Below are 22,712 nucleotides of genomic sequence, written 5' to 3'. Positions count from 1 at the left end.
GCGGGCGGCGGCGGCATGTCCGGATGCGCGGGCCGCGCGGGCGGAGCCGGCGGCGCAGGCACGAAATCCAGCGCGCGCAGCGGCTCGGGCACGGTCACCTGCAGCTGGCGCGCGCTGCGCTCGCGCAGCACCGTCACCCGCGCCTGTTCACCGGGCTTCTTCTGCGCCATCCGGCGCATGGCCTCGGCCGGCGTGGCCACCGCCACGCCTTCCACCTGCTGGATCACGTCGCCGGCCTGCAGCCCGGGCAGCGCACCCTGGGACAGCACCAGCACGCCGCGATCGGTGCCGAAGTAGCGTCCGAGCTGGGCATCGAGCGCGACCAGGTGCAGGCCGTTCCAGCGCAGCGCCTCGCCGAGCAGCGGCGCGCTGCACTCCTCGCCGTCGGCGCAGGCGCCGCGCGCCAGGTGCAGCACCTCCCGGCGCAGTTCCGGGGCCAGGTCGCGCAGCGGGGCCAGGTCTTCGCCGAGCGCGCCGTCGCCGGAGATGCGGTGCGCGATCACCCTTACCGGCAGCGCCTCGGGCGCGACCTCGACCGTGTGTTCGCGGCCGTCGCGCTGGTAAGTCAGCTGCACCTTGCCGCCGGCCTGCAGCTGCGCCAGTGCCTGGCGCGCGGCCTCGACCCGCGCCTGCCCGGTGCCGCCGGCGATGGCCTTGCCGCGGATGCGCAGCAGGCGGTCGCCGCTGCGCAGGCCGGCCTTCTCGGCGCCGCTGCCCGGGGTCACGCCGACGATGCGCACCCCGGCCTGCGGATCTTCGCCCAGCAATACGCCCAGGCGCGGGCGCGCCTGGGCGCTGCGCAGCGAGGCCACGGCCCCGCCGGCCTGGGTGCGCGACAGCTCGGCAACCCGGCGGGCGGCTTCGGCCAGGTCGGCGCGCGCCTTCGCAAGGTCGGCCGCGGCGCGCGCCGCCTCGGCGCCGGCGGCGGTCCCGGCTTCCTTCTTGTTCGCGTCGGCGGCGGCCTGGGCCGGCAGGGCCAGCAGGCAGGCACAGACCAGCAGCCACGGCGTGGCGCGCCGGGTCGTGCGGATGCAGGCAGGACTCATGATCGTTCTCCGGTGGAAGACGATGGCGCCCGGTCAGTAGACCTGGACCAGGGCGTAGCGGGAGGAGGCATCGGCAAACAGCGCATCCCAGCGCTGGTCGCTGGCGACGGCAGCCAGTTCGCGCAGCAGCGCCACCCTGTGCTGCCACAGTTCCGCGCGCGCATCAGCCGCCAACGCGGGGGCGGCCAGCGCGGCATCGACCTCGCCGACCTGCGCCTGCAGCGCCAGGACCAGGGCCAGCTGCGCACCATCGACGGGTCCGTCGACGGACAGTTCGGCCAGCAGCGCCTCCAGCCGGGCGGACTCGGCCTGCAGCTGGTCCAGGGCCACATGCGCCGGGGGGCTGCCCGCGGCGGACGCGCCACCGGCTGCGGCCGGATCGGGGCGGGCGTCGGCGCGCACGCCGACGGCGCCGGCCTGGGCCGCGCGGGCAGGGATCCGCGTGGTGGCGGCTGGGGTCGCGAATTCCTGCGTGGGGCCTGCATGGCGTACCAGCAGCAGCGCCGGCAGCGCGGCCAATGCCGCCGTGCAGGCGGCGATCGCCCAGGACAGCGCGCGGCGCGGGTGCCGCCGCGGGGGCGCCAGGTGCGGTGCAAGCTTCGGCCAGGCATCGGCGGGCGGGGCTTCCAGCGGCAACGCGGCGAATGCCTCGTGCCAGCTGTCGGTGGCGCGGGAAGGGGTGTGCTCGTTCATGCGGGGGACTCCTCGACCTGCAGCAGGGCGCGCAGGCGGCGGGTGCCGCGCGCCAGCTGCGACTTGGAGAAACTCGGGCTGCGCTGCATCAGCGCGGCGATCTCCTCGTGGGTGTGGCCCTCGGCGTGGTACAGCCACAGCACGCTGCGGGTGGCTGCCGGCAGCGCCGCCAGCGCGCGTTGCAGCAGGGCGGCATCGGCCGCCGCCGGCGGCGGTGGCGCGGCGTCCTCCAGGTCGTGGCCGTCCAGCGCCAGTTCCTGGTCCAGGCGGCGGCCGCGGCGCAGCCGCAGCAGCGCTTCGTTGATCGCGATCTGCCGCAACCAGCCCCAGAACGGACCGCTGCCGCGGTAGTCGCCGATCCCGCGCAGCACCTTCAGCATCGTCTCCTGCAACACCTCGCTGGCCTCTTCGCGATCGCCGCACAGGCGCAGGGCGAGGGTGAACACCGGCCGCTCGAACCAGCGGTAGATCTGCTCGAACGCCGCCGGCTCGCCGCGGCGGGCCCGCGCCAGCAGGATGTCGGGCACGGCGATGGCGAAGGCCGAGCGCGGCGCGCCCGGCTGCGCCCGCAGGTCCGGCGCCGGCGCGGCGACGGCCGCCGGCACCCAGGGGACGGATGCCGGGGGCGCGGGTGGATCGGGCGGCAGATCGTGGCTCATCGACCTCATGGATGCCCGGGACGGCGAAAGCGTCGCACGCGGGGGCGCCGCGAGGGGACGCGGCGGTGCCGGGCCCGGCCGTGCCTATACTGGAAACCGGACAATCAGGGCCTGGATGGCCACGGGAGGAAGGGGATGTCTTCGGGTTTCGTCGCCGCGGTGCTGGCGCTGGCCGGCATCATCGTGTTGTTCAAGACCGTGCGCATGGTGCCGCAGGGTTACGAATGGACGGTCGAGCGCTTCGGCCGCTACACGCACACGCTCGAGCCGGGCCTGCACTTCCTGATCCCGATCATCTACGGCGTCGGCCGCAAGGTGAACATGATGGAGCAGGTGCTGGACGTGCCCAGCCAGGATGTCATCACCAAGGACAACGCCGTGGTCCGGGTGGACGGGGGGTGTTCTTCCAGGTGCTGGACGCGGCCAAGGCCGCCTACGAGGTCGCCAACCTGGAGGTGGCGATGATCGCCCTGGTGCAGACCAACATCCGCACCGTGATCGGCTCGATGGACCTGGACGAGTCGCTGAGCCAGCGCGAGGCGATCAATGCCCAGCTGCTGGGCGTGGTCGACCACGCCACCAACCCGTGGGGGGTGAAGGTCACCCGCATCGAGATCCGCGACATCCAGCCGCCGCGCGACCTGGTCGACGCCATGGCCCGGCAGATGAAGGCCGAGCGCGAGAAGCGCGCGCAGATCCTGGAGGCCGAGGGCCTGCGCCAGGCCGAGATCCTGCGCGCCGACGGCGAGAAGCAGGCGGCGGTCCTGGAGGCCGAGGGCCGCAAGGAGGCGGCGTTCCGCGACGCCGAGGCGCGCGAGCGCCTGGCCGAGGCGGAGGCCAAGGCCACGGCCATGGTGTCCGAGGCCATCGCCAAGGGCGACGTGCAGGCGATCAACTACTTCGTCGCGCAGAAGTACGTCGAGGCCTTCGCCAAGCTGGCCACCGCGCCGAACCAGAAGTTCGTGCTGATGCCGATGGAATCCAGCGGCATCCTCGGCTCGCTGGGTGGCGTGGCCGAGCTGGCGCGCGAGGCGCTGGCCGGCCAGCAACAGGCCAGCGCCGCGCGCCGCAACCCGCCGCCGCTGCGCCCGGGGGCCTGAGCCATGCGCTGGGACGTGACCACCTGGGCGGTGCTGGCGCTGGCGCTGATCGCCGCCGAGACCCTGGCCCCGGGCGCCTTCCTGTTGTGGATGGGGTTTGCCGCCGCGGCGATGTTGCTGCTGGTCCTGCTGTTGCCCGGCCTGCCGCTGCTGGCGCAGGTGGCGCTGTTCGTGGTGCTGAGCTTCCTGTCGATCCAGGTCTACCGGCGCTGGTTCCGCGGCCGCGGGCGGCAGAGCGACCGGCCCCTGCTCAACCGCCGCGCCGAGCAGAACATCGGCCTGGTCGCGCCGCTGGAGCAGGCGATCGTCGCCGGCCGCGGGCGAATCAAGGTCGGCGATGCGTTCTGGACCGTCGAGGGCCCGGACCTGCCGGCCGGGACCCTGGTGCGGGTGGTGGCCGCCGACGGCGCCATCCTCAAGGTGCAGGAAGCCTGAGCACGGCGCCGTCGCGGCGCACGGCATGACTCCCGGCACCGGCCGCGGCGCCGGCGGGGTAGGGGATAATGGCGCCTTTCCATCTCCGAGAGCGCCATGACCCGCAAGACCGTACTCAACGAAAGCCACCGTGCCCTGGGCGCGAAGATGGTCGACTTCGGCGGCTGGGACATGCCGATCCACTACGGCTCCCAGATCGACGAGCACCACCTGGTGCGCCAGGCCGCCGGCATGTTCGACGTCAGCCACATGACCGTGGTCGACCTGCACGGGGCCCGGGTGCGCCCGTTCCTGCGCCGGCTGCTGGCCAACTCGGTGGACAAGCTCAAGGCCACGGGCAAGGCCCTGTACTCGTGCATGCTCGACGAGCAGGGCGGGGTGATCGACGACCTGATCGCCTACTACCTGGGCGAGGATTACTTCCGCCTGGTGGTCAACGCCGCCACCCGCGAGAAGGACCTGGCGTGGATCAGCCAGCAGGCCGAAGCCTTCGGCGTGGAGGTGCGCGAGCGCGCCGAGCTGGCGATCATCGCCGTGCAGGGCCCGCAGGCGCGCGACAAGGTGATCGGCCTGCTTGCCGAAGCCGACCGCGAGCGCGCCGGCGCGCTGGCCCGCTTCGCCGCGATCGAGGTCGCCTCGGCCTCCGGCATCCCGCTGTTCCTGGCGCGCACCGGCTACACCGGCGAGGACGGTTTCGAGGTGGTGCTGCCGGAGGGGCAGGCGGTCGCGTTCTGGAACGCGCTGCTGGAGGCGGGCGTGCGCCCGGCCGGCCTGGGCGCGCGCGACACCCTGCGCCTTGAGGCAGGCATGAACCTCTACGGCCAGGACATGGACGAATCCACCACGCCGTGGGAGTCGGGCCTGGGCTGGACGGTGGCGCTGGACGAGGGCCGGGACTTCATCGGCCGCGCCGCGCTGGAGGCGCAGAAGGCCGCGGGCGTGCCGCGGCAGCTGGTCGGCCTGGTGATGGACGAGCGCGGCGTGCTACGCCATGGCCAGAAGGTGCTGGCCGCCGGCGGCGAGGGCGAGATCCTCTCCGGCACCTTCTCCCCGACCCTGGGCAAGGCGATCGCGCTGGCGCGCATCCCCGCCGGCGAACCGGGCCAGGTGCGGGTGGACATCCGCGGCCGCGAGGTGCCGGTGCGGGTGGTGAAATTCCCGTTCGTGCGCGAGGGCAAGGCGCAACCAGGCGTGCTGGCCTGATCCGGCGACGGCGGCGACGGTTTACCTCGCGAGGGGCCGTACTTAGACTAGCCGCCGTCCCAACACCCCCTGCGCGAGCGGAGCCACCCCAATGAGCGAGATCCCCGGCGACCTCAAATTCCTCAAGTCCCACGAGTGGGCCCGTGCCGAAGGCAACGGCCGCGTGACCGTGGGTATTTCCGACCACGCGCAGTCGCTGCTGGGCGACCTGGTGTACGTCGAGCTGCCGGAAGTCGGCGCCAGCGTCGAGGCGGGCAACGCCGTGGCGGTGGTGGAGTCGGTCAAGGCCGCCTCGGACGTGTACAGCCCGGTCAGCGGCCGGGTGGCGGAGGTCAACACCGCGCTGGCCGACAAGCCGGAGGCCATCAACGAGGACGCCTACGGCGAGGGCTGGCTGTTCGTGATCGAGGGCGTGGACGAGGACCAGCTCGCCGAGCTGCTGTCGCCGGACGACTATGCCGAGCTGATCGAGGGCGAAGAGGACTGAACGTCCTCGCCGACCCGCGGAAACGACGACGCCCGCCTTCCGGCGGGCGTCGTCGTTTCCGGGATGTGGTCGGCGCGCGCGGGCGGTGGCGATGTGGCCGCAGCGACGCGCGCGATGCGCCGGCCAGCGCTCCGGTGCGCGTCGAACGCCGCGCAAGGCTCGCGCAGTTCTGCGCAAATCGGCTTGTGCGACGCGAAAAGTATCGGTTGCGGCGGAAAAAGATTCCGCCTGATGCACGCCGCGCGCGATGCCGGCGCCGCGCTTTCCCGGGGAGCACCGGGCGCGTGCCCGGAAGCGTGTGCGCAGGCGCGCCTCGCAAAAAACCACTTGTTTTTCCGCATCGGTTTGCAAGGCGCGCGATGTGCGCGCGCGCCTTGCCGCACCGGCGGGTGGTTGCCCGAGGCGGGATGCCGCCTCGCGCCGCGCGCGATGGCGGGAGAAAACGCGCGCGCGGGTGTTGACAGTAAAAAAAACCGTGATTAGGTTTCGCCCAGCAGACGCTGCCTGCCGAAGCGAGTGAGTCGAATCAACACCACAACGCGAAGCACAACCCGGGCATCCGCCATGAAATCCCTCCAGGTGGATAGGACCCGCTTCCCCCGAGCAAACGCAGCGCCCCCCCAGATTCCCGCCCGCGCCACTGCATCGCGCGGGCGAAACTGTATCCGTATCGACGTGCCTGGCGCGCCGACGGGTTCCCCGCTGCACGTGCGGCGGGCTTTCGCGACTGGGCGTTAACCCAACCGCAAATCACTGACGAGGAGCTACACCATGGCTGTCAAGAAAGCTGCGAAGAAGAAACCCGCCGCCAAGAAGGCGGTGAAGAAGGTCGCCAAGAAGGCCGCCGCCAAGAAGGCCACCGCCAAGAAGACCGCCGCCAAGAAGACCGCCGCCAAGAAGCCGGCTGCGAAGAAGGTCGCCAAGAAGGCCACCGCGAAGAAGGCCGTCAAGAAGGTCGCGAAGAAGGCCGCCGCCAAGAAGGCGACCAAGAAGGTCGCGAAGAAGGCCACCGCCAAGAAGGCGACCAAGAAGGTCGCGAAGAAGGCCGCGGCGAAGAAGACCGTCAAGAAGGCCGCCAAGAAGACCGCCGCCAGGAAGCCGGCCGCCCGCAAGGCCGCCAAGAAGAAGCAGGCCCCGGTTGCGCTGCCGGCCACCCCGGCCCCGCTGATCTGATCAGCCTCCGATTACCGTAGTACCTGAATGACTCCCTCCCCGAAGCCCAGCGGGGAGGGAGTTTTTTTATCCGGGTCGTCCGGTCCTCCGGGGCAGCCGTCCTGGCGCGCGCGCGGCCGAGGCACGGGTGAGCGGAGTGCCTACGGCCAGCGGGGGCTGGCGATGCATGCGGCCTGGTGGGCAGCCAAGTCCCCAAGAAGGGCTCGCACTCCGGGGCTGCAGGGGCGCGGCGACGGCCCGCGGGCGTCGCGCGCCAATGGCGCAAGCCCGTCGCGTCGCCACGCGGTGCGCAGTCGCCGCCGGGCTACGCAGACCGGGGCGGCCCGTAACTTCCTGCCAGAAGGGATCCCGGATGCGCCTTCGGCCTGTCCGGGGCTATGCGTCGCCCGCCATGGAGCGCACTTCAAAGGTGCCGCGGGACCGTGCTACGCCGGCCCCGACGTGGTCGCGCCGCTCAGCGCGGCGAGGCGGTGGCGCGCGCGGCGGAGGTGCCGCGGCGCGCGGGCGCAGGCGGGGCCGCCTCGCGGTCCACCATCAGGTTGTCCGAACCGAAGTCGACGTCCACGTCGAGCCAGCGCTTCGGCGGCAGGCCGATGGCCTGGTCGAGGATGGTCGGCAGCAGGCCGGAGGGCAGGCTGCTCTCGCTGTTCCACAGGATCGCCACGCCCAGGTCGCGCCCGGGCAGCAGCGCGACCATGCCGCGGTAGCCCTGCACCGCGCCGGCATGGAACACGACTTCCTCGCCGGCATAGTCGAACACGCGCCAGCCCAGGGCGTAGGCGGCCGAGTTGAGGCGCTCGCGGCGCCAGCCGGAGCGCAGCTCGCCCGGGGTCGGCACCACCGGTGCGTGCAGGGTGGCCAGCAACGGCGCCGGCAACACGTCCGGGCGGTGTCCGGTGTGGGCCAGCAGCCACTGCGCCATGTCGTTGGCACTGGCGTTGACGCCGGCGGCAGGCGGCAGGCGGTAGTAGGTCGGCTTGGGCCGGATCGAGACCCAGCCGTTGCGGCTGCGCACGTGCGGGCGCGCCCAGCGGTGGCTGGACTCGATGCCCGGCAGGCCCAGGCTGGCGTCGCGCATGCCCAGCGGCTCGAAGATGCGCCGCTGCACTTCCTGTTCGTAGAACTTGCCGGTGGCGGCGAAGACCACGTCGCCGACCAGGCTGAAGGCCACGTTCTGGTAGGCGTAGCACTCGCCGGGCGCGCACTGCACCGGCGCCTCGGCCAGCTTCTGCGCGACCTGGTAGTACTCGGCATTGGCCTCGATGTCGCGGTCGTAGGCGTTGTGCGCCTTCAGCCCGACGCTGTGGCTCAGCAGGTCGGTGACGGTGACCCGCCGGGTGTATTCCTCGTCGGCCAGGCGGAAGCCGGGGACGTAGTCGGCCACCTTGCTGTCCCAGCGCAGGCTGCCGTCGTTGACCAGCAGGCCGGCCATGGTGCCGGCGAAGGCCTTGGACAGCGAAGCCAGGCGGAACACGGTGTGGGCGTCGACCGGCTCCGGACGGGCCACGTCGGTGACACCGTAGCCGCGCGCGCTGAGGATGCGGCCACCCTGGACCACGGCCATGGCCAGCCCCGGCACGCGCCGGCCTTCCACCAGCTGCTCGGCCATCGCCTCGAACACGGCCACGTCGAAGCCCGCGGCCGGCGGCAGCACGGTGCGGGTAGAGACGTCGCGGTAAGGGAGCGGCTGGGTCGGCGGCGGCGGGTTGGCCGACAGGGTGGGGGTGCGCGCGGTGGACGGGATCGCCAGTCCCAGCATCAGCCCCAGGGTAGCGAGCCTGAGTGCCCGGGGTGCGAGTACGCGGCCCGCTTTGGCGGACCGGGAAGTGCGCCCGTCTCTCATCGCTTCCTACCTGTGATTTACTGCCGCAACCGATTCTAGCGCCGGTTTTCCGGATTGCACAAACAAGGAGAAGATGAATGGGCAGTTTGTTGATCCTGTTGGTAATTCTGGGCCTGGTCGTGGTCGCGGCGCTGTGGGCGGTGGGCATCTACAACGGCCTTGTGAGCGCGCGCAACGCGTGGAAGAACGCCTTCGCCCAGATCGACGTGCAGCTGCAGCGCCGCTTCGACCTGATCCCCAACCTGGTGGAGACGGCCAAGGCCTACATGAGCCATGAGCGGCAGACCCTGGAGGCGGTGATCGCCGCGCGCTCGGCAGCGCAGGCCGGCCTGGCCGCGGCCAAGGCCAACCCGGGCGACGCCGCGGCGATGGCCGAGCTGGCCGCCAGCCAGGGCGCGCTCAACGGGGTGCTGGGGCGGCTGATGGCGGTGGCCGAGGCCTATCCGGACCTGAAGGCCAACCAGAACATGATGCAGCTGTCCGAGGAGCTGACCTCGACCGAGAACCGCGTGGCCTTTGCCCGCCAGGCCTACAACGACGCGGTGATGGCCTACAACAACAAGCGCGAGATGTTCCCCTCCAGCGTGGTCGCCGGGCTGTTCAACTTCGCTCCTGCCGCGCTGCTGGAGCCGCCGGCCGACCGCGCAGCGCAGGTGCGCGAGGCCCCGCGCGTCCAGTTCTGATCGCCCCCGGCAGCATGCCCGTCGGCGGCCCACGCCGCCGCGGGCGCCGGGCCTCGACCAGGGAACGTCGACGATGAACTTCTTCGAACACCAGGAACGCGCGCGCCGCGGCTCGTTCCGGCTGGTGCTGCTGTTCGCGCTGGCCGTGGTCTGCATCGTGCTGGCGGTGGACGCGGCGGTGCTGCTGTTCACCGGCAGCACCGCCGCGGCGCTGGCGGCCACGGTCCTCACCCTGGCGGTGATCGGGCTGGGCTCGCTGTACCGGATCGCCTCGCTGCGTGGCGGCGGTGCCGCCATCGCCGCGCAGATGGGCGGCACCTGGGTGCCGGAGGACACCCTCGACCCGCAGCTACGCCGGCTGCGCAACGTGGTCGAGGAAGTGGCCATCGCCTCCGGCGTGCCGGTGCCGCGCCTGTTCGTGCTGGAACAGGAAACCGGCATCAACGCCTTCGCCGCCGGCTACAGCCCCTCCGACGCGGCGATCGCGGTCACCCGCGGCGCGCTGGAGCGGCTCAACCGCGACGAACTGCAGGGCGTGATCGCGCACGAGTTCAGCCACGTGCTCAACGGCGACATGCGCCTGAACATCCGCCTGGTGGGCGTGCTGTTCGGGATCATGATGCTGTCCCTGATCGGCCAGCGGATCCTGTTCCACGGGCGGCTGGGCCGCAGCCGGGACGGGCTGCCGCTGGTCCTGGCGGCGCTGGTGGCGGTGGTGGTGGGCAGCATCGGCGTGTTCTTCGGCCGCCTGATCAAGGCCGGCATCAGCCGCCAGCGTGAATACCTGGCCGATGCCTCGGCGGTGCAGTTCACCCGCCAGACCAGCGGCCTGGCCGGCGCGCTGAAGAAGATCGGCGGCCTGCGCGAAGGCTCGCACCTGGCCGACCGCGCCGAGGCCGAGGAGATCGGGCACATGCTGTTCGGCCAGGGCATGGCGCTGTCCTCGCTGATGGCCACGCACCCGCCCCTGGTCGAACGCATCCGCCGGCTGGAACCGTCGTTCGACCCGCAGCAGCTGCGCCAGCTGCAGGCGCGCTGGCACGCCGCCCCGCCCGATGGCCTGGCCGAGGACCTGGCCATCGGGCTGGCCGTGCGTGATGCGGTGCCGGGCCTGCCGCCGCCGCTGCCGCCGCGCGAGGCGCGGATGGCGGTGGCGCCGGCCGCGGTCTCCGGGCAGGTCGCGGCGCCGGCCGAGGACGACTACCGCCAGGCACACGGGCTGGTGGAGAACCTGGATCCGGAACTGCGGGCACTGGCGCGCCAGCGCGAGGCGGCGATGCCGCTGCTGCTGGCCCTGGTGCTGGACGCGGACGCCGCGGTCGCCGCGCGCCAGCTGCAGGAGGTGGCCGCGCGCTACGGCGAGGCCGTGGCCGCGCGCACCCGCCAGCTGCGCCAGGAGCGCCTGCAGGCGCTGCACCCGGCACTGCGGCTGCCGCTGGCGGCGCTGGCCTTCCCGGTGTTGCGCCAGCAGCCGCGGCCGCAGCTGGATGCCTTCCTCGGCGCGGTCGAGGCGATGGTGCACGCCGACGGCCGGGTCTCGGTGTTCGAGTACTGCCTGTCGCGGCTGCTGCAGGTGCAGGTGCGCGAGGCGCTGGATCCCTCGCGCCACGCGCGCTTCGGCCGCAACAAGGCGCCCGGCGTGCGCCGCGAGTTCGCCACCCTGCTGGCGGTGCTGGCCCAGGCCGGGCACCCGGGCGACCCGGAGGGCGCGCGCCGCGCCTACCTGGCCGGATTGCAGCGGGTGCTGCCGCGCGACCACCTGCCGTACGCGCCGCCGGCGCAGGGCGTGCAGGCGCTGGACACGGTGTGGGAGCCACTGGATGCGCTGGCGCCGCCGGCCAAGCAGGTGCTGGTCGAAGCGCTGGTCGATGCGGTCTCGCACGACGGCAAGGTCAGCGTGGCCGAGGCCGAGCTGCTGCGCACGGTATGCGGGGTCCTGCATTGCCCGCTGCCGGCGCTGCTGTCGCGCTGAAGCGCACCCGCGCCGCCGGCGACGGGGTGCGTGGTTGCAGGCTCAGGCGGCGCGGCCGCGCAGCAGGTCGGCGGCGCGCTCGGCGATCATGACCACCGGCGCATTGGTATTGCCGCCGGGCAGTTCCGGCATCACCGACGCGTCGACCACGCGCAGGCCGTCGATGCCGCGCACCCGCAGCTGCGGGTCCACCACCGCCTGCGCATCGCTGCCCATGCGGCAGGTGCCGGCCGGGTGGTAGATGGTCTCGGCCTTGGCGCGCACGAATTCCTCCAGCCCGGCATCGGACAGGTCGGTGCGCTGCGGGTGGATGGGGGCGCCCAGGTAGCGCGCCAGCGCCGGCTGCGACAGCAGCCGGCGCGACAGCTTCGCGCACTCGACCATCACCTTCAGGTCGAAGCCTTCCGGATCGGACAGGTAGCCTGCGTGGATCCTCGCCGGGCTGCGCGGATCGGCATCGCGCAACGCGATCCGGCCGCGGCTGCGCGGACGCAGGAAGCAGGCATGCACGGTCAGGCCGTCGCCGGCCAGGCGGTTGCGGCCGTGGTCGCCGAGCATGGCCGGCACGAAGTGGAACTGCACGTCGGGACGTGCGTCGGTGGCCAGCGCCGAGCGCACGAAGCCGCCGGCCTCGGCGATGTTGCTGGTGCCGGCGCCGCGGCGGCCGCGCAGGAAGTAGTCGAAGGCGATCTTCAGCTCGCTGGCGCGGTCGTAGCTCAGCCCCGGCGGGCAGTGGTGGAGGGTGCAGATGTCCAGGTGGTCCTGCAGGTTGGCGCCGACCCCGGGCAGGTCGGCCAGCACCGGGATGCCGAGCGCGCGCAGCTCGTGCGCCGGGCCGATGCCGGACAGCATCAGCAGCTGCGGCGAGTTGACCGCGCCGGCGCTGAGCAGCACTTCGCCTCCGGCTTCGGCACGGTGCGCGTGCGTGCCGGTCCGGTACTCGACCGCGCAGGCGCGTCCGTTCCGGACCACGATCCGGGTCACCAGCGCGCCGGTGGCGATTTCGAGGTTGGGCCGCGCCCGCGCCGGGGCCAGGTAGGCGGCCGCGGTGGAACAGCGCGCGCCGTCGCGCTGGGTGACCTGGTAGAAGCCGAAGCCTTCCTGCGAGAGGCCGTTGAAGTCGTCGTTGCGCGGCCAGCCGGCCTGCACCCCGGCCTCGACGAAGGCCTCCGACAGCGGATTGCGGTGGCGCAGGTCGGACACCGCCAGCGGGCCGTCGGCGCCGTGCAGCGGCCCGGCACCGCGCGCGTTGCCCTCGGCGCGCAGGAAGTACGGCAGTACCGCTTCCCAGTGCCAGCCCTCGGCGCCGGCCGCGGCCCAGGCGTCGTAGTCGCCAGGCACGCCGCGGGTGTAGCACATGGCGTTGATCGAGCTGCAGCCGCCCAGCACCTTGCCACGCGGCCACCACAGCCGGCGTCCGTGCAGCTGCGGCTCCGGCTCGGTGCTGTAATCCCAGTTGATGCTGCGCTGGTTGACCAGCCGGCCGAGACCGGCGGGCATGTGGATGAAGGGGTGCCAGTCGCGCGGGCCGGCCTCCAGCAGCAGCACCCGGCAACCCGGGTCCTCGCTCAGCCGCGCGGCCAGCACGCAGCCGGCCGAACCGGCGCCGATGATCACGTAGTCGTACATGCGTTCCCCTGTTCCGCCGCGTGGCGTGGGTGAATGCTGGCGGTGGCCCCGGCGGCGCGCAACCCGGCTCCGGCCTGGGAGGGGCCGGGATCACCCTCTCCGTGGGAGGCGGCGCGCTTCCCTCTCCCGGTGCGAAGCGGGCTGCCGCTGGCGGCATTGCCCGGCATCGGCTAACTTGCGCGCCTTACGGCCGTCCCCCAGGCCGGCAGCCCAGGACGCATGACCCGAACCACCGACGCTCCGACCCGCCGCCGCGGCCTGCGGCAGGTGCTGGACCAGCTCGGGGTGGATTCGCCGGCCCTGTGGTGGTCGCTGCTGTATTTCTTCTGCCTGCTCACCGGCTACTACGTGCTGCGCCCGGTGCGCGAGGCGATGGCCGCCTCCAGCGACATCGAGGCGATCTTCCCGACGGCCATGATCGGGTTCTTCGCCCGGCGCGGCGTGTCCCTGGGCGAGTTCGCGCTGCAGGTGATCTTCACCTCGGTGTTCCTGATCATGCTGGTGCTGCAGCCGGTGTACGGCTGGCTGGTCAGCCGCTTCCCGCGGCGGGTGTTCCTGCCGGTCATCTACGGCTTCTTCATCCTCACCCTGCTGCTGTTCTATGCGATGTTCGACAGCGGCATGCCCGGGCGCGGGCTGGCCTTCATCCTCTGGATCACGGTGTTCAACCTGTTCGCGGTGGCCGTGTTCTGGAGCTTCATGGCCGACGTGTTCGACAACGTCCAGGCGCGCGCCTGCTACGGCTACATCGGCGCGGCCGGCACCGTCGGCGCCTTCCTCGGTCCGCTGCTGACCAAGGCCCTGGTGACCCGGCTCGGGGTGGCCAACATGATGCTGGTTTCGGCGGTCATGCTGGCGCTGTGCGTGGTCTGCCTGTTGCGCCTGCGGCACTACGCCGTGCGCCGCGAGCGCGCGCGCAAGCTGGCCAGCGGCGAGCAGCCGATGGGCGGCGAGGTCCTGGCCGGGCTCAAGCTGATCGCGCGCGAGCCGCTGCTGCGCTGGCTGGCGCTGATGGTGGTCATGGGCGTGGGCGTGGGCACCCTGCTGTACAACGAGCAGAACGCGATCGCCCGCGCCGCCTTCAGCAGCGCCGAGCAGCGCGCCGACTACTTCGCCACCCTGGACCTGGCGGTCAATACCCTGACCCTGGTGGTGCAGCTGCTGCTGACCCGGCGGATCCTGTCGCGCTTCGGCATCGCTCCCGCGCTGCTGATCCCCGGCTTCGCCATCATCCTCGGCTTCTCGCTGCTGGCCGCCTCGCCGCTGCCGCTGCTGGTGGCGGTGGTGCAGGTGGTGACCCGCGCCAGCGAGTTCTCCCTGGCCAAGCCGGCGCGCGAGACGATCTATACCCGCGTCGGCCGCGAGTGGCGCTACAAGGCCGGCGCGGCGATCGACACGGTGATCTACCGCGGCGGCGACCTGACCTTCGTCTGGCTGCACAAGCTGCTGTCGGCCTTCGGCTCCAGCGTGGTGTTCGGCGCGGGCCTGCTGGTGGCCGGCACCATGACCGTGGGCGCGTGGCGCCTGCTGCGCGAGGAGCGCAAGCTGCCGGCCGAGCGCGGGGGATGAGGCCGGCGGCGTCGCCGGTGCCGTCCGCGACCGTCGTCCCGGCGTACGCCGGGATCCAGAGCACTTGCGCAGCGCCGGTGACCTGCGTGCCCCGGGCGCGCTCTGCTTGCCCGGGCTACGCGGCTAGCGCGGTGGGCGCGGCGAGACCCACATGCTGATGCGGGCGCGGAACACGGCCTCGCCGGCGCTGTTGCGCGCCTCGACCCGCACCGGCAGGTCGTAGCCGGTCGTGGCCGCGACCAGCGGCGCTTCCGGCGTGGCCACGGCGTGGATGGTGCCGGCCGCCTTCTTCAGGTATTCCACCTGCATGCCGCGCGGGATCCAGCGCATGGATGGCGGCAGGCTGGCGTCGGTCATCAGTCCGGCGACCAGCTCGGCCAGGTTGCACAGGGCGATCGCGTGCACCGTGCCGATGTGGTTGGTGACCTTGCGCCGGTGGCGGATGCGGCCCTCGCAGCGGCCCGGTTCCAGCGCGGTGATGCGCGGGGCAATGCTGGCGAAGTAGGGCGCCTTGAGGCACACGGCGCGGGAGAACAGCCACTGGCCGGCGGGCCAGGCCTGCATGCGCCGGTACAGGCGCAACAGCGGGGTCTGGGACATGTCGCTTCCTCCATTGGCGGATGCCGGATACGAAGACGGCGGGCACAGGGCCCGCCGTCCTCGTCTTGCCTTGCCGGTCAGGCGGCGGCCTTGGGCCGGCCGTCGTTGCCGTAGCGGTCGTAGAAGCTGGCCGCGCGCAGCTCGTGGACGTCGAAGTCGTCCACGGTGATGGTGTCCAGGGTGATCTGGCGCAGCTCTTCCAGCAGCTTGCGCTCCTCGGCGGTGATCACGCCCTCGGCCACGGCCTCGTCGAGCTGGGCGTTGAAGTCCAGCGCCTCGATGCCCTTGGTCTTGAGCGCCTTGAGGAACTTGCGCTCCACCGGCTCGGCCTGCACGGCCTTGGCCAGGTAGCTGTCGATGCGGCCGCCGGGGTTGTTCTCGCACGGGGTCAGGAACACGCCCTGGCCCAGGCGGTCGCGCGCCTCGTTCGGGGTCATCAGCAGCGAGGCCACGCGGTGGTTCAGGCGGTCGCCGGGGGCCTCGGCGCGGCGGCCGAGCGGGAACACCAGCGCCCACAGCAGCCAGCCCACCGGGCGGATCGGGAAGTTGCGCAGCGCGTCCGACAGCGCCTTCTCGATCACGTGGAAGCTGTTGTACATGCTCCACGCCAGCAGCGGCTTGTCCGCTTCCGGGGTGCCCTCGTCGTGGTAGCGCTTGAGCACGGCGCCGGCCATGTACAGGTGGCTCAGCACGTCGCCCAGGCGGCCGGACAGGGATTCCTTGAACTTCAGCTTGCCGCCCAACAGCAGCATCGACACGTCGGTCATCAGCGCCAGGTTGGCCGAGTAGCGATCGAGCTTGCGGAAGAACGGGCGGGTGTAGGCGTTGCCCGGCACGCTGCCGAACTTCGAGCCGGTCAGGCCCAGCCAGAACGAACGCACCGCGTTGGAGAAGCCGAAGCGGACGTGCCCGGCGAGGCTCTCGTCAAAGCTGGCGACGGCGGCCTTGCGGTCCTTCTCCTGGGCGGCCTTCATCTCCTTCATGACCCACGGATGGCACAGGATCGCGCCCTGGCCGAAGATCAGCAGGCTGCGGGTCATGATGTTGGCGCCTTCGACCGTGATGCTGATCGGGGCGGCCTGCCAGTTGCGGCCGGCGAAGTTGCGCGGGCCGAGGATGATGCCCTTGCCGCCGATCACGTCCATGGTGTCGGAGATGACCTCGCGGCCCATGCTGGTGCAGTGGTACTTGGCGATCGCCGACGGCACCGAGGGCACGTCGCCGCGGTCGACCGCCGCGGCGGTGGCCTGCGACAGCGCGCTGACGGTGTAGGCCTTGCCGCCGATGCGGGCCAGCGCTTCCTCCACGCCCTCGAAGCGGCCGACCGACAGGCCGAACTGCTTGCGGATGCGGGCGTAGGCACCGGTGACGCGGGCGCCGAACTTGGCGCCGCCGGAGGCGGTGGACGGCAGGGTGATCGAGCGGCCCACGGCCAGGCACTCGTTGAGCATGTTCCAGCCCTTGCCGGCCATCTCGGCGCCACCGATCAGCTGGCTCAGCGGGATGAACACGTCCTTGCCGCGGATCGGGCCGTTCTGGAACGGCGAGTTCAGCGGGAAGTGGCGGCGGCCGATCTCGACCCCGGGGGTGTCACGCGGCACCAGCGCGAGGGTGATGCCGATGTCCTTGGTCTGCCCGATCAGGCCGTCCGGGTCGTACATGCGGAACGCCAGGCCGATCAGGGTGGCGACAGGGGCCAGGGTGATGTAGCGCTTGTCGAAGGTCAGGCGCACGCCCAGCACTTCCTGGCCCTGCCAGGTGCCCTTGCAGACGATGCCGTAGTCGGGGATGGAGGTGGCGTCGGAGCCGGCGAACGGGCCGGTCAGGCCGAAGCACGGCACTTCCTCGCCCACCGCCAGGCGCGGCAGGTAGTGATCCTTCTGCTCCTTGGTGCCGTAGTGGTTGAGCAGCTCGCCCGGGCCCAGCGAGTTGGGCACGCCGACGGTGGAGCTGACCACCGAGGAGATCGAGGCGATCTTCTGGATCACCTTGTGGTGGGCCAGCGCGGAGAAGCCCAGGCCGCCGTACTCCTTCGGGATGATCATGCCGAAGAACTTGTTCTTCTTGATGAACTCCCACATCTCCGGCGGCAGGTCCGCGTGGACGTGGGTCAGTTCCCAGTCGTTGATCATCTTGCACAGCTCTTCCACCGGGCCGTCGAGGAAGGCCTGCTCCTCGGCGGTGAGCTGCGGCTTGGGATAGGCGAGCAGCTTCTGCCAGTCCGGGTCGCCGGTGAACAGCTCGCCCTCGAAGCCGACCGAGCCGGTCTCCAGGGCGATGCGCTCGGTCTGCGACAGCGGCGGCAGGATCTTGCGGAACACGTTCAGCAGCGGGGCCACGATCAGCGGCTTGCGGATGAACGGCAGCAGCAGCGGCACGGCGATTACCGCGGTGATGATCGCCATCACCAAGGTGGTGGTCTGGTGCGCGCCCAGCCACCAGCAGGCGGCCAGGGCGATGGCCTGCAGCACGGCCCAGGTTATCAGGCGCATGCGGTGGTAGGCGGCGAACCCGCTGATCAGCAGGAAGGCCAGGATTGGCGCGGCAATGCTCATGGTAAAGCTCCGTTGACGGACGCTGGATCGGAGGGCGCGGCGCAACGGCCGGTGTGCCCCGTACCGTCCAGTTCGCCCAGGTAGTCCAGCAGGGTGGCGGTAAAACGGTCGTTGTCGTCGCCGGCCAGCATATGCGTGGCGCCGGCGATGCGGACATGGCGCGCGTGCGGCACCAGTCCGAGGAACTCGTCGACGGTGGCGTCGGACACCAGGTCGCTGCGGCCGCCGCTCAGCAGCAGCAGCGGGCAGCGTACCGCACGGGCGGCCGCGGACAGTTCGTCCTGGTGGCGCTCGCCGTCGCGTGCCAGCTCGTCCACCAGGCGGCGGTCCCAGTGCCACTGCCAGCGGCCGTCGGCGCCCTGGCGCAGCACCTCGCGCAGGGCCGCCTCGCTCTTGCGCGCGCGCCCGGGCAGGTAGGCGGCGATCGCGTCGGCGGCCTCGTCCAGCGAGGCGAAGCCTTCCGGGAAGGCGCTGATGAAGCCGAGGATGCGCTGCATGCCGGCCGCTTCCCAGCGCGGGGTGATGTCGACCAGCACCATGGCGCGGAACAGGCCCGGCCAGCGTGCCTCGGCGGCCAGCCCGAACAGGCCGCCCATCGAGGCGGCCACCAGCACCGGCGGCTGCGGCAGCTCGCCGGCGACCACGATCAGGTCGTCGATGAACTGCTGCGCGGCATAGGCCAGGTCCGGCGGATTGCGGTCCGAGCCGCCATGGCCGCGGGCGTCGTAGGCCAGGGCGCGGTAACCCCGCTGCGCGACGCGCCCTGCGCTGGCGCTCCAGGCGCGGCGGGTCTGGCCGAAGCCGTGCGCGAACAGCACTGCCGGCGCATGGCAGTCGCCATGGCAGGTGGCAGCCAGTTCCAGGCCGGCGCCGGACAGGCGCAGCTCGTGGCTGCCGGGGGCAGGGGTCGGGGGAAATACCATACCCAATGGTATGGATGCGTTTCACGCAAAGTCAATACGAAGGCGTATGGCAGTGCAGCATGCACCGTATGGTGCCGGCGGTGGCGCTGCAAATCCCTGTCAGGCCTCGGTTTCCGCGGAAACGGCATACTGCAACGCACCTCGCCGTATGGTTAAATCCGCCCATGGATACCACCACCGCGCCCGCCACCCCGCCCGCCACGCCCGCGCGTGGCGCCCGTCTCAGCGCCGCCGATTGGGCCCAGGCCGCGCTGGACGTCATTGCCGAACAGGGCGTGTCCGCCGTCGCGGTGGAGCCGCTGGCGCGCCGCCTGGGCGTGACCAAGGGCAGCTTCTACTGGCACTTTCCTTCACGCGATGCGCTGCTGCAGGCCGCGCTGGAGCGCTGGGAAGAGGTCGAGCAGGAACAGGTGTTCGGCAGCCTGGAGGAAGTGCCGGATCCGCGCGAGCGCCTGCGCAAGCTGTTCCAGCTGGTCGGCCACGAGACCAAGCCGCACGCGATCTACAGCGAGTTGCTGCGCGCGCTGGAGCATCCGGCCGTGGGTCCGGTGATCCAGCGGGTCTCGCAGCGCCGCCAGGACTACCTCACCGCGTCGTTCCGCCAGGCCGGCCTCGGCCGCAGCGAGGCGGTGAACCGCGCGCGCCTGACCTATGCCGCCTACGTCGGCTTCCTGCAGCTGCGCCCGCAGCAGCCGAAGATGACCCACGAGGAGTTCGAGGAATACCTCGAGCACGTGATCAACACGCTGATCCCGAACTGAGGGGACGGCTGGAAGGCGAAGGGCCCGCGCGAGCGGGCCCTTCGCTTTTTGCGGCTTATCCGGCGAACGCGGCGCGGGTGAGGTTCTCCGGCGCCGCCTCCGTGCACAGCACGTCGTCCTCGATGCGGATGCCGCCGTAGGGGCGGAAGAAATCCACCCGCGCCCAGTCCACCGCGTCGGCGTGGCCGCGGGCCTTCACCTCGTCCAGCAGCATGTCGATGAAGTAGATGCCCGGCTCGATGGTGACGACCATGCCCGGCTCCAGGACGCGGGTCATGCGCAGGTAGGGATGCCCGGCGGGACGGTCGATCGTGCCGCCGCGGTCGCTGGCGGCGAACCCGGCCACGTCGTGCACCTGCAGCCCCAGCGGGTGGCCCAGGCCGTGCGGGAAGAACGCCGCGCTCACCCCGGTGGCAAGCGCCGCTTCCGGCGACACCTTCAGCACGCCGAACTCGCGCAGGATGCCCATCAGCGCCAGGTGCGCGTCGAGGTGCAGCTGGCGGTAGTCGGCGCCGGCGCGCACGCCGGCGCACATCGCCTGCTGCGCGGCGTCCACAGCGTCGATCATGGCCTGGAACTCGCTGGCGCAGTCGCCGGCGTAGGTGCGGGTGATGTCGGCGGCATAGCCGCAGTGGCTGGCGCCGGCATCGATCAGGAAGCTCAGCGACTCCGCCGGGGCCACGCGGTCCAGTTCGGTGTAGTGCAGCACCGCGCCGTGGGTGTTGAGCGCGACGATGTTCTGGTACGGCACCTCGGTGGCGTCCTGCTGCGCGGCGGCGCAGTAGGCCATGTGGATCTCGAACTCGCTGGCGCCGGCGCGGAAGGCGCGCTCGGCGGCGCGGTGGGCGCGCACCGCGCGGCGCTGGGCCAGGCGCATCAGCGCGACCTCGTACGCGGTCTTGTACGAGCGCTGGTAATGCAGGTAGTCCAGCGCCGGTTGCGGGTTGTCGGGGACGTAGTCGCCCAGGGCGCTGTTGGCCTCGCCGATGATCGCGCTGCGCGCGGCAGGCGGCAGCAGCGGCAGCGCCTCCTCCGGGGTGCGGATCACCTGCACCTCCACGTGCTCCACCCACCAGCCGCTGGGCGCCTCCGGCACCACGTGCCAGTAGTCGCGCGGCTGCAGGTAGATCAGCCTGGGCTTGTGCCCGGGGGTGTACACCAGCCAGCTGTCGGCGACGCTGGTCAGCGGCACCCAGTGCTTGAAGTGCGGGTTGGCCGCGAACGGGTAGTCGCGGTCGTCGAAGGCCTGGTAGTGGCGGCGCCCGCTCGGCACCAGCAGGTGCTCGCGGCCGCAGCGGGCCAGCGCCTCGTCGGCGCGCGCGCGCAGGGTGGCCAGGTGCTGGGGGTAGAGGGCGGCGATCTCGGTGGCGTTCATCGGGGGCAGTACGGCGGAAAGCGCCCATTCTGCCCCAGCGCATGCGCCGCTGCCGCCGTCAGGCCTCGGCCTCGACCCAGGCGCGCACCCGCGCGCGGTGCACCTCGGAGATGGCCAGGAAGCGGAAGCCGCACCAGGCCTGGCCCGGGGTGTTGGCCGGCGCCGACCACAGCAGGTGCACGCCGACGTCGATCGGATCGCCCGGGTCGTCGAGCACGAACCGGAGCTGGTACAGCGCGTCCTCGCGCAGCGGCGCCGCGGCGAGCAGCAGCAGGCCGCCCTCGGACAGGTTGCCGAGGTGGCCGACCACGGCGCCGGCCATCACGTCTTCCACCGGCACGCTGCCGGGCACCTGGCGCCGCCGCCCGCGGCGGGCATCCTCGTTGTTCATGCACCTGCTCCCGATGGCGCCGGCTCCGCGCGCCCGGCCAGCCCGCGCAGCACGCGCAGGGTGGCGTGCCAGGCGCGGTCGACCAGGCGGCTGCGTTCCTCGGTGACCACCCGCGCCTGGCCGGCGGCCATCATCCGCGCCAGCGCGTCCAGCGAATGTTCGGCCACCTTCTGGCCGCGGGTGTTGACGAACAGCGCGTGGTCGGTGACCGGGCTGTACCAGGACAGCCGCTGCCGCCGCACCTCGCCCTGGGCACCGAGGCTGAATTCGAACCAGGTGCCGAACGGCAGTGCCCGCACCTGGTCGTAGCAGGCCTGCTCCCCGGCCCTGCGCGGCGGCAGCGGCTCGCTGCGACGTGCCGCGTCCTCGCCCAGGCGCGCGCGCGCCTTGAGCCGCGCGGTGAGCTCGGTGCGCGAGGTGACCTCGTCGTCCTCGCTGCGCGACAGGCGGCGGGCGATCGCGCCGGCCTCGTCCTCGTGGTAGCCGACCTGGCGCAGCGCGGCCTCGATCTGCGTGCCCAGTGCCGGGTCGGGCGCGGCTTCCGGATCGCAGGTGACCTCGACGATGCGCGCGGTGGCCGCGGTGCGCTCGCGCCATTCCGGCGAGTCCTCGCCGTGGCGCAGGGCGGTGAGGGTGAGCACGTCGGCCCAGGCCTGGTTGAGCAGGGCCTGGACGAACTGCGGTGGCCTGCGCCCGGCCAGGCAGGCGCGGATCGCGGCGTCGGCCTGGTGCTTGGCACCGGCCAGGCGGTCGCGCCCGCGCGCGGCCTCCACCTGGCGGCGCTCGCTGACCTCGGCCTTGCGCAGCATCGCGCGCTGCTGTTCCTGGACCTCCTGGTTGGCCAGTTCGAACACCGCCGGGTCGCCGTCGTAGGCCTCGACCACCCGCTGCACCACCTGCTCCAGGCGCTGCACCAGCTGCGGGTCGGCATCGTCCTCGCCCAGCCAGGTGGCGCCGGACTCGGCCACCGAGTTGAGCAGTTCGCGCGCCGGGTGGCGCTCGGCGACGAAGAAGCCCTGGTCCTGCAGCGCGGCGCGCGCCAGCGGCACCTGCAGCCGTTCCAGCAGGTCCTGGGCCGGTGCGTCGCCGCGCACCTGGCGGCCGATCTCCTGGTAGAGGATGGACAGCAGGTCGAACGCGTCCTCGTGTTCCGGCGGCAGTGCGGCGGCCGGCCCGTGCTCGGCGCGCAGCCGCGCCAGGGTGGCCTCGCGCAGGTCCTGCATGGTGCGGCGGCGCTGGCCGCGGGCGCGCGCCAGCGGCAGCGATTGCAGGCTGCCCAGCACCTGGGTGACCAGTTGCGGCGGCAGCACCTGCGGCGGGACCGCCGGTCCGGGTGCCGCTGGGCGGGTGGCGGCGCGGTGCGCGGCCAGCAATTCGCGCATGGCGGCGAACGCGGCCTGCACTTCCTTCGGGTCGCCGTCCGCGCTGGCGATGGCGGGCGTGGCCTCTCCGGCCGCGGCCGCGGGCGCGGTGCCGGCAGCCGCCCCTGGCGGCATGCCCCCCGGCAGGCCGGCCAGCGCCCGGCCCCAGCCCGCGCCGCGACCCTGGCCGTGCCAGCCGGTCATCGGCCGCGGGCGGTTCGCGGCCTGCGCCGGCGTGCTGCGCCGCTGCGGGG

Annotated in this window: 19 protein-coding genes and 1 pseudogene; 9 read left to right on the top strand and 11 right to left on the bottom strand. The window is 72.2% G+C overall.

The features are described 5' to 3' along the window. The 3 genes from B351_RS0102715 to B351_RS0102705 all read right to left on the bottom strand — a co-directional run. Positions 1–1,046, bottom strand: a 1,046-nt coding sequence (locus B351_RS0102715) for a PDZ domain-containing protein (protein WP_019397520.1), incomplete at its 3' end; no start/stop codon positions are given. 33 nt (positions 1,047–1,079) lie between these two features. Further along, the gene (locus B351_RS0102710) at positions 1,080–1,739 is read right to left on the bottom strand and encodes a hypothetical protein (RefSeq protein WP_019397519.1); all 660 of its coding nucleotides are present in this window, start codon (positions 1,737–1,739) and stop codon (positions 1,080–1,082) included. Next, positions 1,736–2,398 (bottom strand): RNA polymerase sigma factor, encoded by a 663-nt coding sequence (locus B351_RS0102705; protein WP_026010271.1) that lies wholly within the window; start codon positions 2,396–2,398, stop codon positions 1,736–1,738. The genes B351_RS0102710 and B351_RS0102705 overlap by 4 nt, the downstream gene beginning before the upstream one ends. 135 nt (positions 2,399–2,533) lie before the next feature. Here B351_RS0102705 and B351_RS16095 point away from each other — a divergent pair. The 5 genes and pseudogenes from B351_RS16095 to B351_RS0102680 all read left to right on the top strand — a co-directional run bounded on the left by B351_RS16095 (position 2,534) and on the right by B351_RS0102680 (position 6,796). Next, positions 2,534–3,498: pseudogene (locus B351_RS16095) on the top strand (SPFH domain-containing protein). 3 nt (positions 3,499–3,501) lie between these two features. Then, positions 3,502–3,933 carry an NfeD family protein gene (locus B351_RS0102695; protein ID WP_019397517.1) on the top strand — a complete coding sequence of 144 codons (432 nt, stop codon included), beginning with the start codon at positions 3,502–3,504 and terminating at the stop codon, positions 3,931–3,933. A 96-nt stretch (positions 3,934–4,029) separates the two neighbouring features. Beyond that, positions 4,030–5,136 carry a glycine cleavage system aminomethyltransferase GcvT gene (gene gcvT, locus B351_RS0102690; RefSeq protein WP_019397516.1) on the top strand — a complete coding sequence of 369 codons (1,107 nt, stop codon included), beginning with the start codon at positions 4,030–4,032 and terminating at the stop codon, positions 5,134–5,136. 91 nt (positions 5,137–5,227) lie between these two features. Then, positions 5,228–5,623 (top strand): glycine cleavage system protein GcvH, encoded by a 396-nt coding sequence (gene gcvH / locus B351_RS0102685; protein ID WP_019397515.1) that lies wholly within the window; start codon positions 5,228–5,230, stop codon positions 5,621–5,623. Between the two features lie 771 nt (positions 5,624–6,394). Then, the gene (locus B351_RS0102680) at positions 6,395–6,796 is read left to right on the top strand and encodes a hypothetical protein (protein WP_019397514.1); all 402 of its coding nucleotides are present in this window, start codon (positions 6,395–6,397) and stop codon (positions 6,794–6,796) included. A 454-nt stretch (positions 6,797–7,250) separates the two neighbouring features. Here B351_RS0102680 and B351_RS0102675 read toward each other — a convergent pair whose 3' ends face one another. Next, positions 7,251–8,639, bottom strand: a complete 1,389-nt coding sequence (locus B351_RS0102675) for a serine hydrolase (RefSeq protein ID WP_083852375.1) — start codon at positions 8,637–8,639, stop codon at positions 7,251–7,253. 77 nt (positions 8,640–8,716) lie between these two features. On the opposite strand from B351_RS0102675, the gene B351_RS0102670 reads away from it, so the two are divergent. Together B351_RS0102670 and B351_RS0102665 are read left to right on the top strand one after the other, a co-directional pair. Next, positions 8,717–9,322 carry a LemA family protein gene (locus tag B351_RS0102670; RefSeq protein ID WP_026010270.1) on the top strand — a complete coding sequence of 202 codons (606 nt, stop codon included), beginning with the start codon at positions 8,717–8,719 and terminating at the stop codon, positions 9,320–9,322. 73 nt (positions 9,323–9,395) lie between these two features. Next, entirely contained in the window at positions 9,396–11,294 is a 1,899-nt protein-coding gene (locus B351_RS0102665; RefSeq protein WP_019397511.1) for a M48 family metallopeptidase, read from the top strand. 42 nt (positions 11,295–11,336) lie between these two features. On the opposite strand, the gene B351_RS0102660 is transcribed toward B351_RS0102665, so the two are convergent. Continuing rightward, positions 11,337–12,923 (bottom strand): GMC family oxidoreductase, encoded by a 1,587-nt coding sequence (locus tag B351_RS0102660; protein WP_019397510.1) that lies wholly within the window; start codon positions 12,921–12,923, stop codon positions 11,337–11,339. A 219-nt stretch (positions 12,924–13,142) separates the two neighbouring features. On the opposite strand from B351_RS0102660, the gene B351_RS0102655 reads away from it, so the two are divergent. Then, positions 13,143–14,492, top strand: coding sequence for an NTP/NDP exchange transporter (locus tag B351_RS0102655; protein WP_019397509.1), 1,350 nt, complete (start codon positions 13,143–13,145; stop codon positions 14,490–14,492). A 123-nt stretch (positions 14,493–14,615) separates the two neighbouring features. Here the strand turns inward: B351_RS0102655 and B351_RS0102650 are convergent, their stop codons facing one another. From B351_RS0102650 to B351_RS0102640, 3 genes are all read right to left on the bottom strand, one after another. Next, positions 14,616–15,092, bottom strand: coding sequence for a hotdog fold domain-containing protein (locus B351_RS0102650; protein WP_019397508.1), 477 nt, complete (start codon positions 15,090–15,092; stop codon positions 14,616–14,618). Between the two features lie 77 nt (positions 15,093–15,169). Then, a complete protein-coding gene (locus B351_RS0102645) occupies positions 15,170–17,647 on the bottom strand; it encodes an acyl-CoA dehydrogenase (protein WP_019397507.1) in 2,478 nt (825 codons plus the stop codon). After that, positions 17,644–18,570, bottom strand: coding sequence for an alpha/beta fold hydrolase (locus B351_RS0102640; RefSeq protein WP_019397506.1), 927 nt, complete (start codon positions 18,568–18,570; stop codon positions 17,644–17,646). The genes B351_RS0102645 and B351_RS0102640 overlap by 4 nt, the downstream gene beginning before the upstream one ends. A gap of 164 nt (positions 18,571–18,734) precedes the next feature. Here B351_RS0102640 and B351_RS0102635 point away from each other — a divergent pair, with 164 nt between their 5' ends. Beyond that, positions 18,735–19,331, top strand: a complete 597-nt coding sequence (locus B351_RS0102635) for a TetR/AcrR family transcriptional regulator (protein WP_019397505.1) — start codon at positions 18,735–18,737, stop codon at positions 19,329–19,331. Positions 19,332–19,386: 55 nt separating this feature from the next. On the opposite strand, the gene pepQ is transcribed toward B351_RS0102635, so the two are convergent. The 3 genes from pepQ to B351_RS16090 form a co-directional block, all read right to left on the bottom strand. Beyond that, entirely contained in the window at positions 19,387–20,706 is a 1,320-nt protein-coding gene (gene pepQ, locus B351_RS0102630; RefSeq protein WP_019397504.1) for a Xaa-Pro dipeptidase, read from the bottom strand. A 58-nt stretch (positions 20,707–20,764) separates the two neighbouring features. Beyond that, positions 20,765–21,097 carry a PilZ domain-containing protein gene (locus B351_RS0102625; protein ID WP_019397503.1) on the bottom strand — a complete coding sequence of 111 codons (333 nt, stop codon included), beginning with the start codon at positions 21,095–21,097 and terminating at the stop codon, positions 20,765–20,767. Further along, on the bottom strand, positions 21,094–22,712 hold a 1,619-nt coding region (locus tag B351_RS16090), incomplete at its 5' end, for a DUF1631 family protein (RefSeq protein WP_019397502.1). The genes B351_RS16090 and B351_RS0102625, both read right to left, overlap by 4 nt.

Origin of the sequence: Pseudoxanthomonas sp. GW2, from assembly GCF_000283075.1 — a bacterium.
Taxonomy (GTDB): domain Bacteria; phylum Pseudomonadota; class Gammaproteobacteria; order Xanthomonadales; family Xanthomonadaceae; genus Pseudoxanthomonas.
This window is presented reverse-complemented; position numbering and strand designations above follow the sequence as displayed.

Coding starts and splice junctions, on each gene's coding strand:
- B351_RS0102705 (WP_026010271.1), bottom strand. CDS start 2,398: ATGAGCCACGATCTGCCGCCCGATCCACCCGCGCCCCCGGCATCCGTC.
- pepQ (WP_019397504.1), bottom strand. CDS start 20,706: ATGAACGCCACCGAGATCGCCGCCCTCTACCCCCAGCACCTGGCCACC.
- B351_RS0102650 (WP_019397508.1), bottom strand. CDS start 15,092: ATGTCCCAGACCCCGCTGTTGCGCCTGTACCGGCGCATGCAGGCCTGG.
- B351_RS0102665 (WP_019397511.1), top strand. CDS start 9,396: ATGAACTTCTTCGAACACCAGGAACGCGCGCGCCGCGGCTCGTTCCGG.
- B351_RS0102680 (WP_019397514.1), top strand. CDS start 6,395: ATGGCTGTCAAGAAAGCTGCGAAGAAGAAACCCGCCGCCAAGAAGGCG.
- B351_RS0102625 (WP_019397503.1), bottom strand. CDS start 21,097: ATGAACAACGAGGATGCCCGCCGCGGGCGGCGGCGCCAGGTGCCCGGC.
- B351_RS0102640 (WP_019397506.1), bottom strand. CDS start 18,570: ATGGTATTTCCCCCGACCCCTGCCCCCGGCAGCCACGAGCTGCGCCTG.
- B351_RS0102645 (WP_019397507.1), bottom strand. CDS start 17,647: ATGAGCATTGCCGCGCCAATCCTGGCCTTCCTGCTGATCAGCGGGTTC.
- B351_RS0102675 (WP_083852375.1), bottom strand. CDS start 8,639: ATGAGAGACGGGCGCACTTCCCGGTCCGCCAAAGCGGGCCGCGTACTC.
- gcvT (WP_019397516.1), top strand. CDS start 4,030: ATGACCCGCAAGACCGTACTCAACGAAAGCCACCGTGCCCTGGGCGCG.
- B351_RS0102710 (WP_019397519.1), bottom strand. CDS start 1,739: ATGAACGAGCACACCCCTTCCCGCGCCACCGACAGCTGGCACGAGGCA.
- B351_RS0102695 (WP_019397517.1), top strand. CDS start 3,502: ATGCGCTGGGACGTGACCACCTGGGCGGTGCTGGCGCTGGCGCTGATC.
- B351_RS0102660 (WP_019397510.1), bottom strand. CDS start 12,923: ATGTACGACTACGTGATCATCGGCGCCGGTTCGGCCGGCTGCGTGCTG.
- B351_RS0102635 (WP_019397505.1), top strand. CDS start 18,735: ATGGATACCACCACCGCGCCCGCCACCCCGCCCGCCACGCCCGCGCGT.
- B351_RS0102670 (WP_026010270.1), top strand. CDS start 8,717: ATGGGCAGTTTGTTGATCCTGTTGGTAATTCTGGGCCTGGTCGTGGTC.
- gcvH (WP_019397515.1), top strand. CDS start 5,228: ATGAGCGAGATCCCCGGCGACCTCAAATTCCTCAAGTCCCACGAGTGG.
- B351_RS0102655 (WP_019397509.1), top strand. CDS start 13,143: ATGACCCGAACCACCGACGCTCCGACCCGCCGCCGCGGCCTGCGGCAG.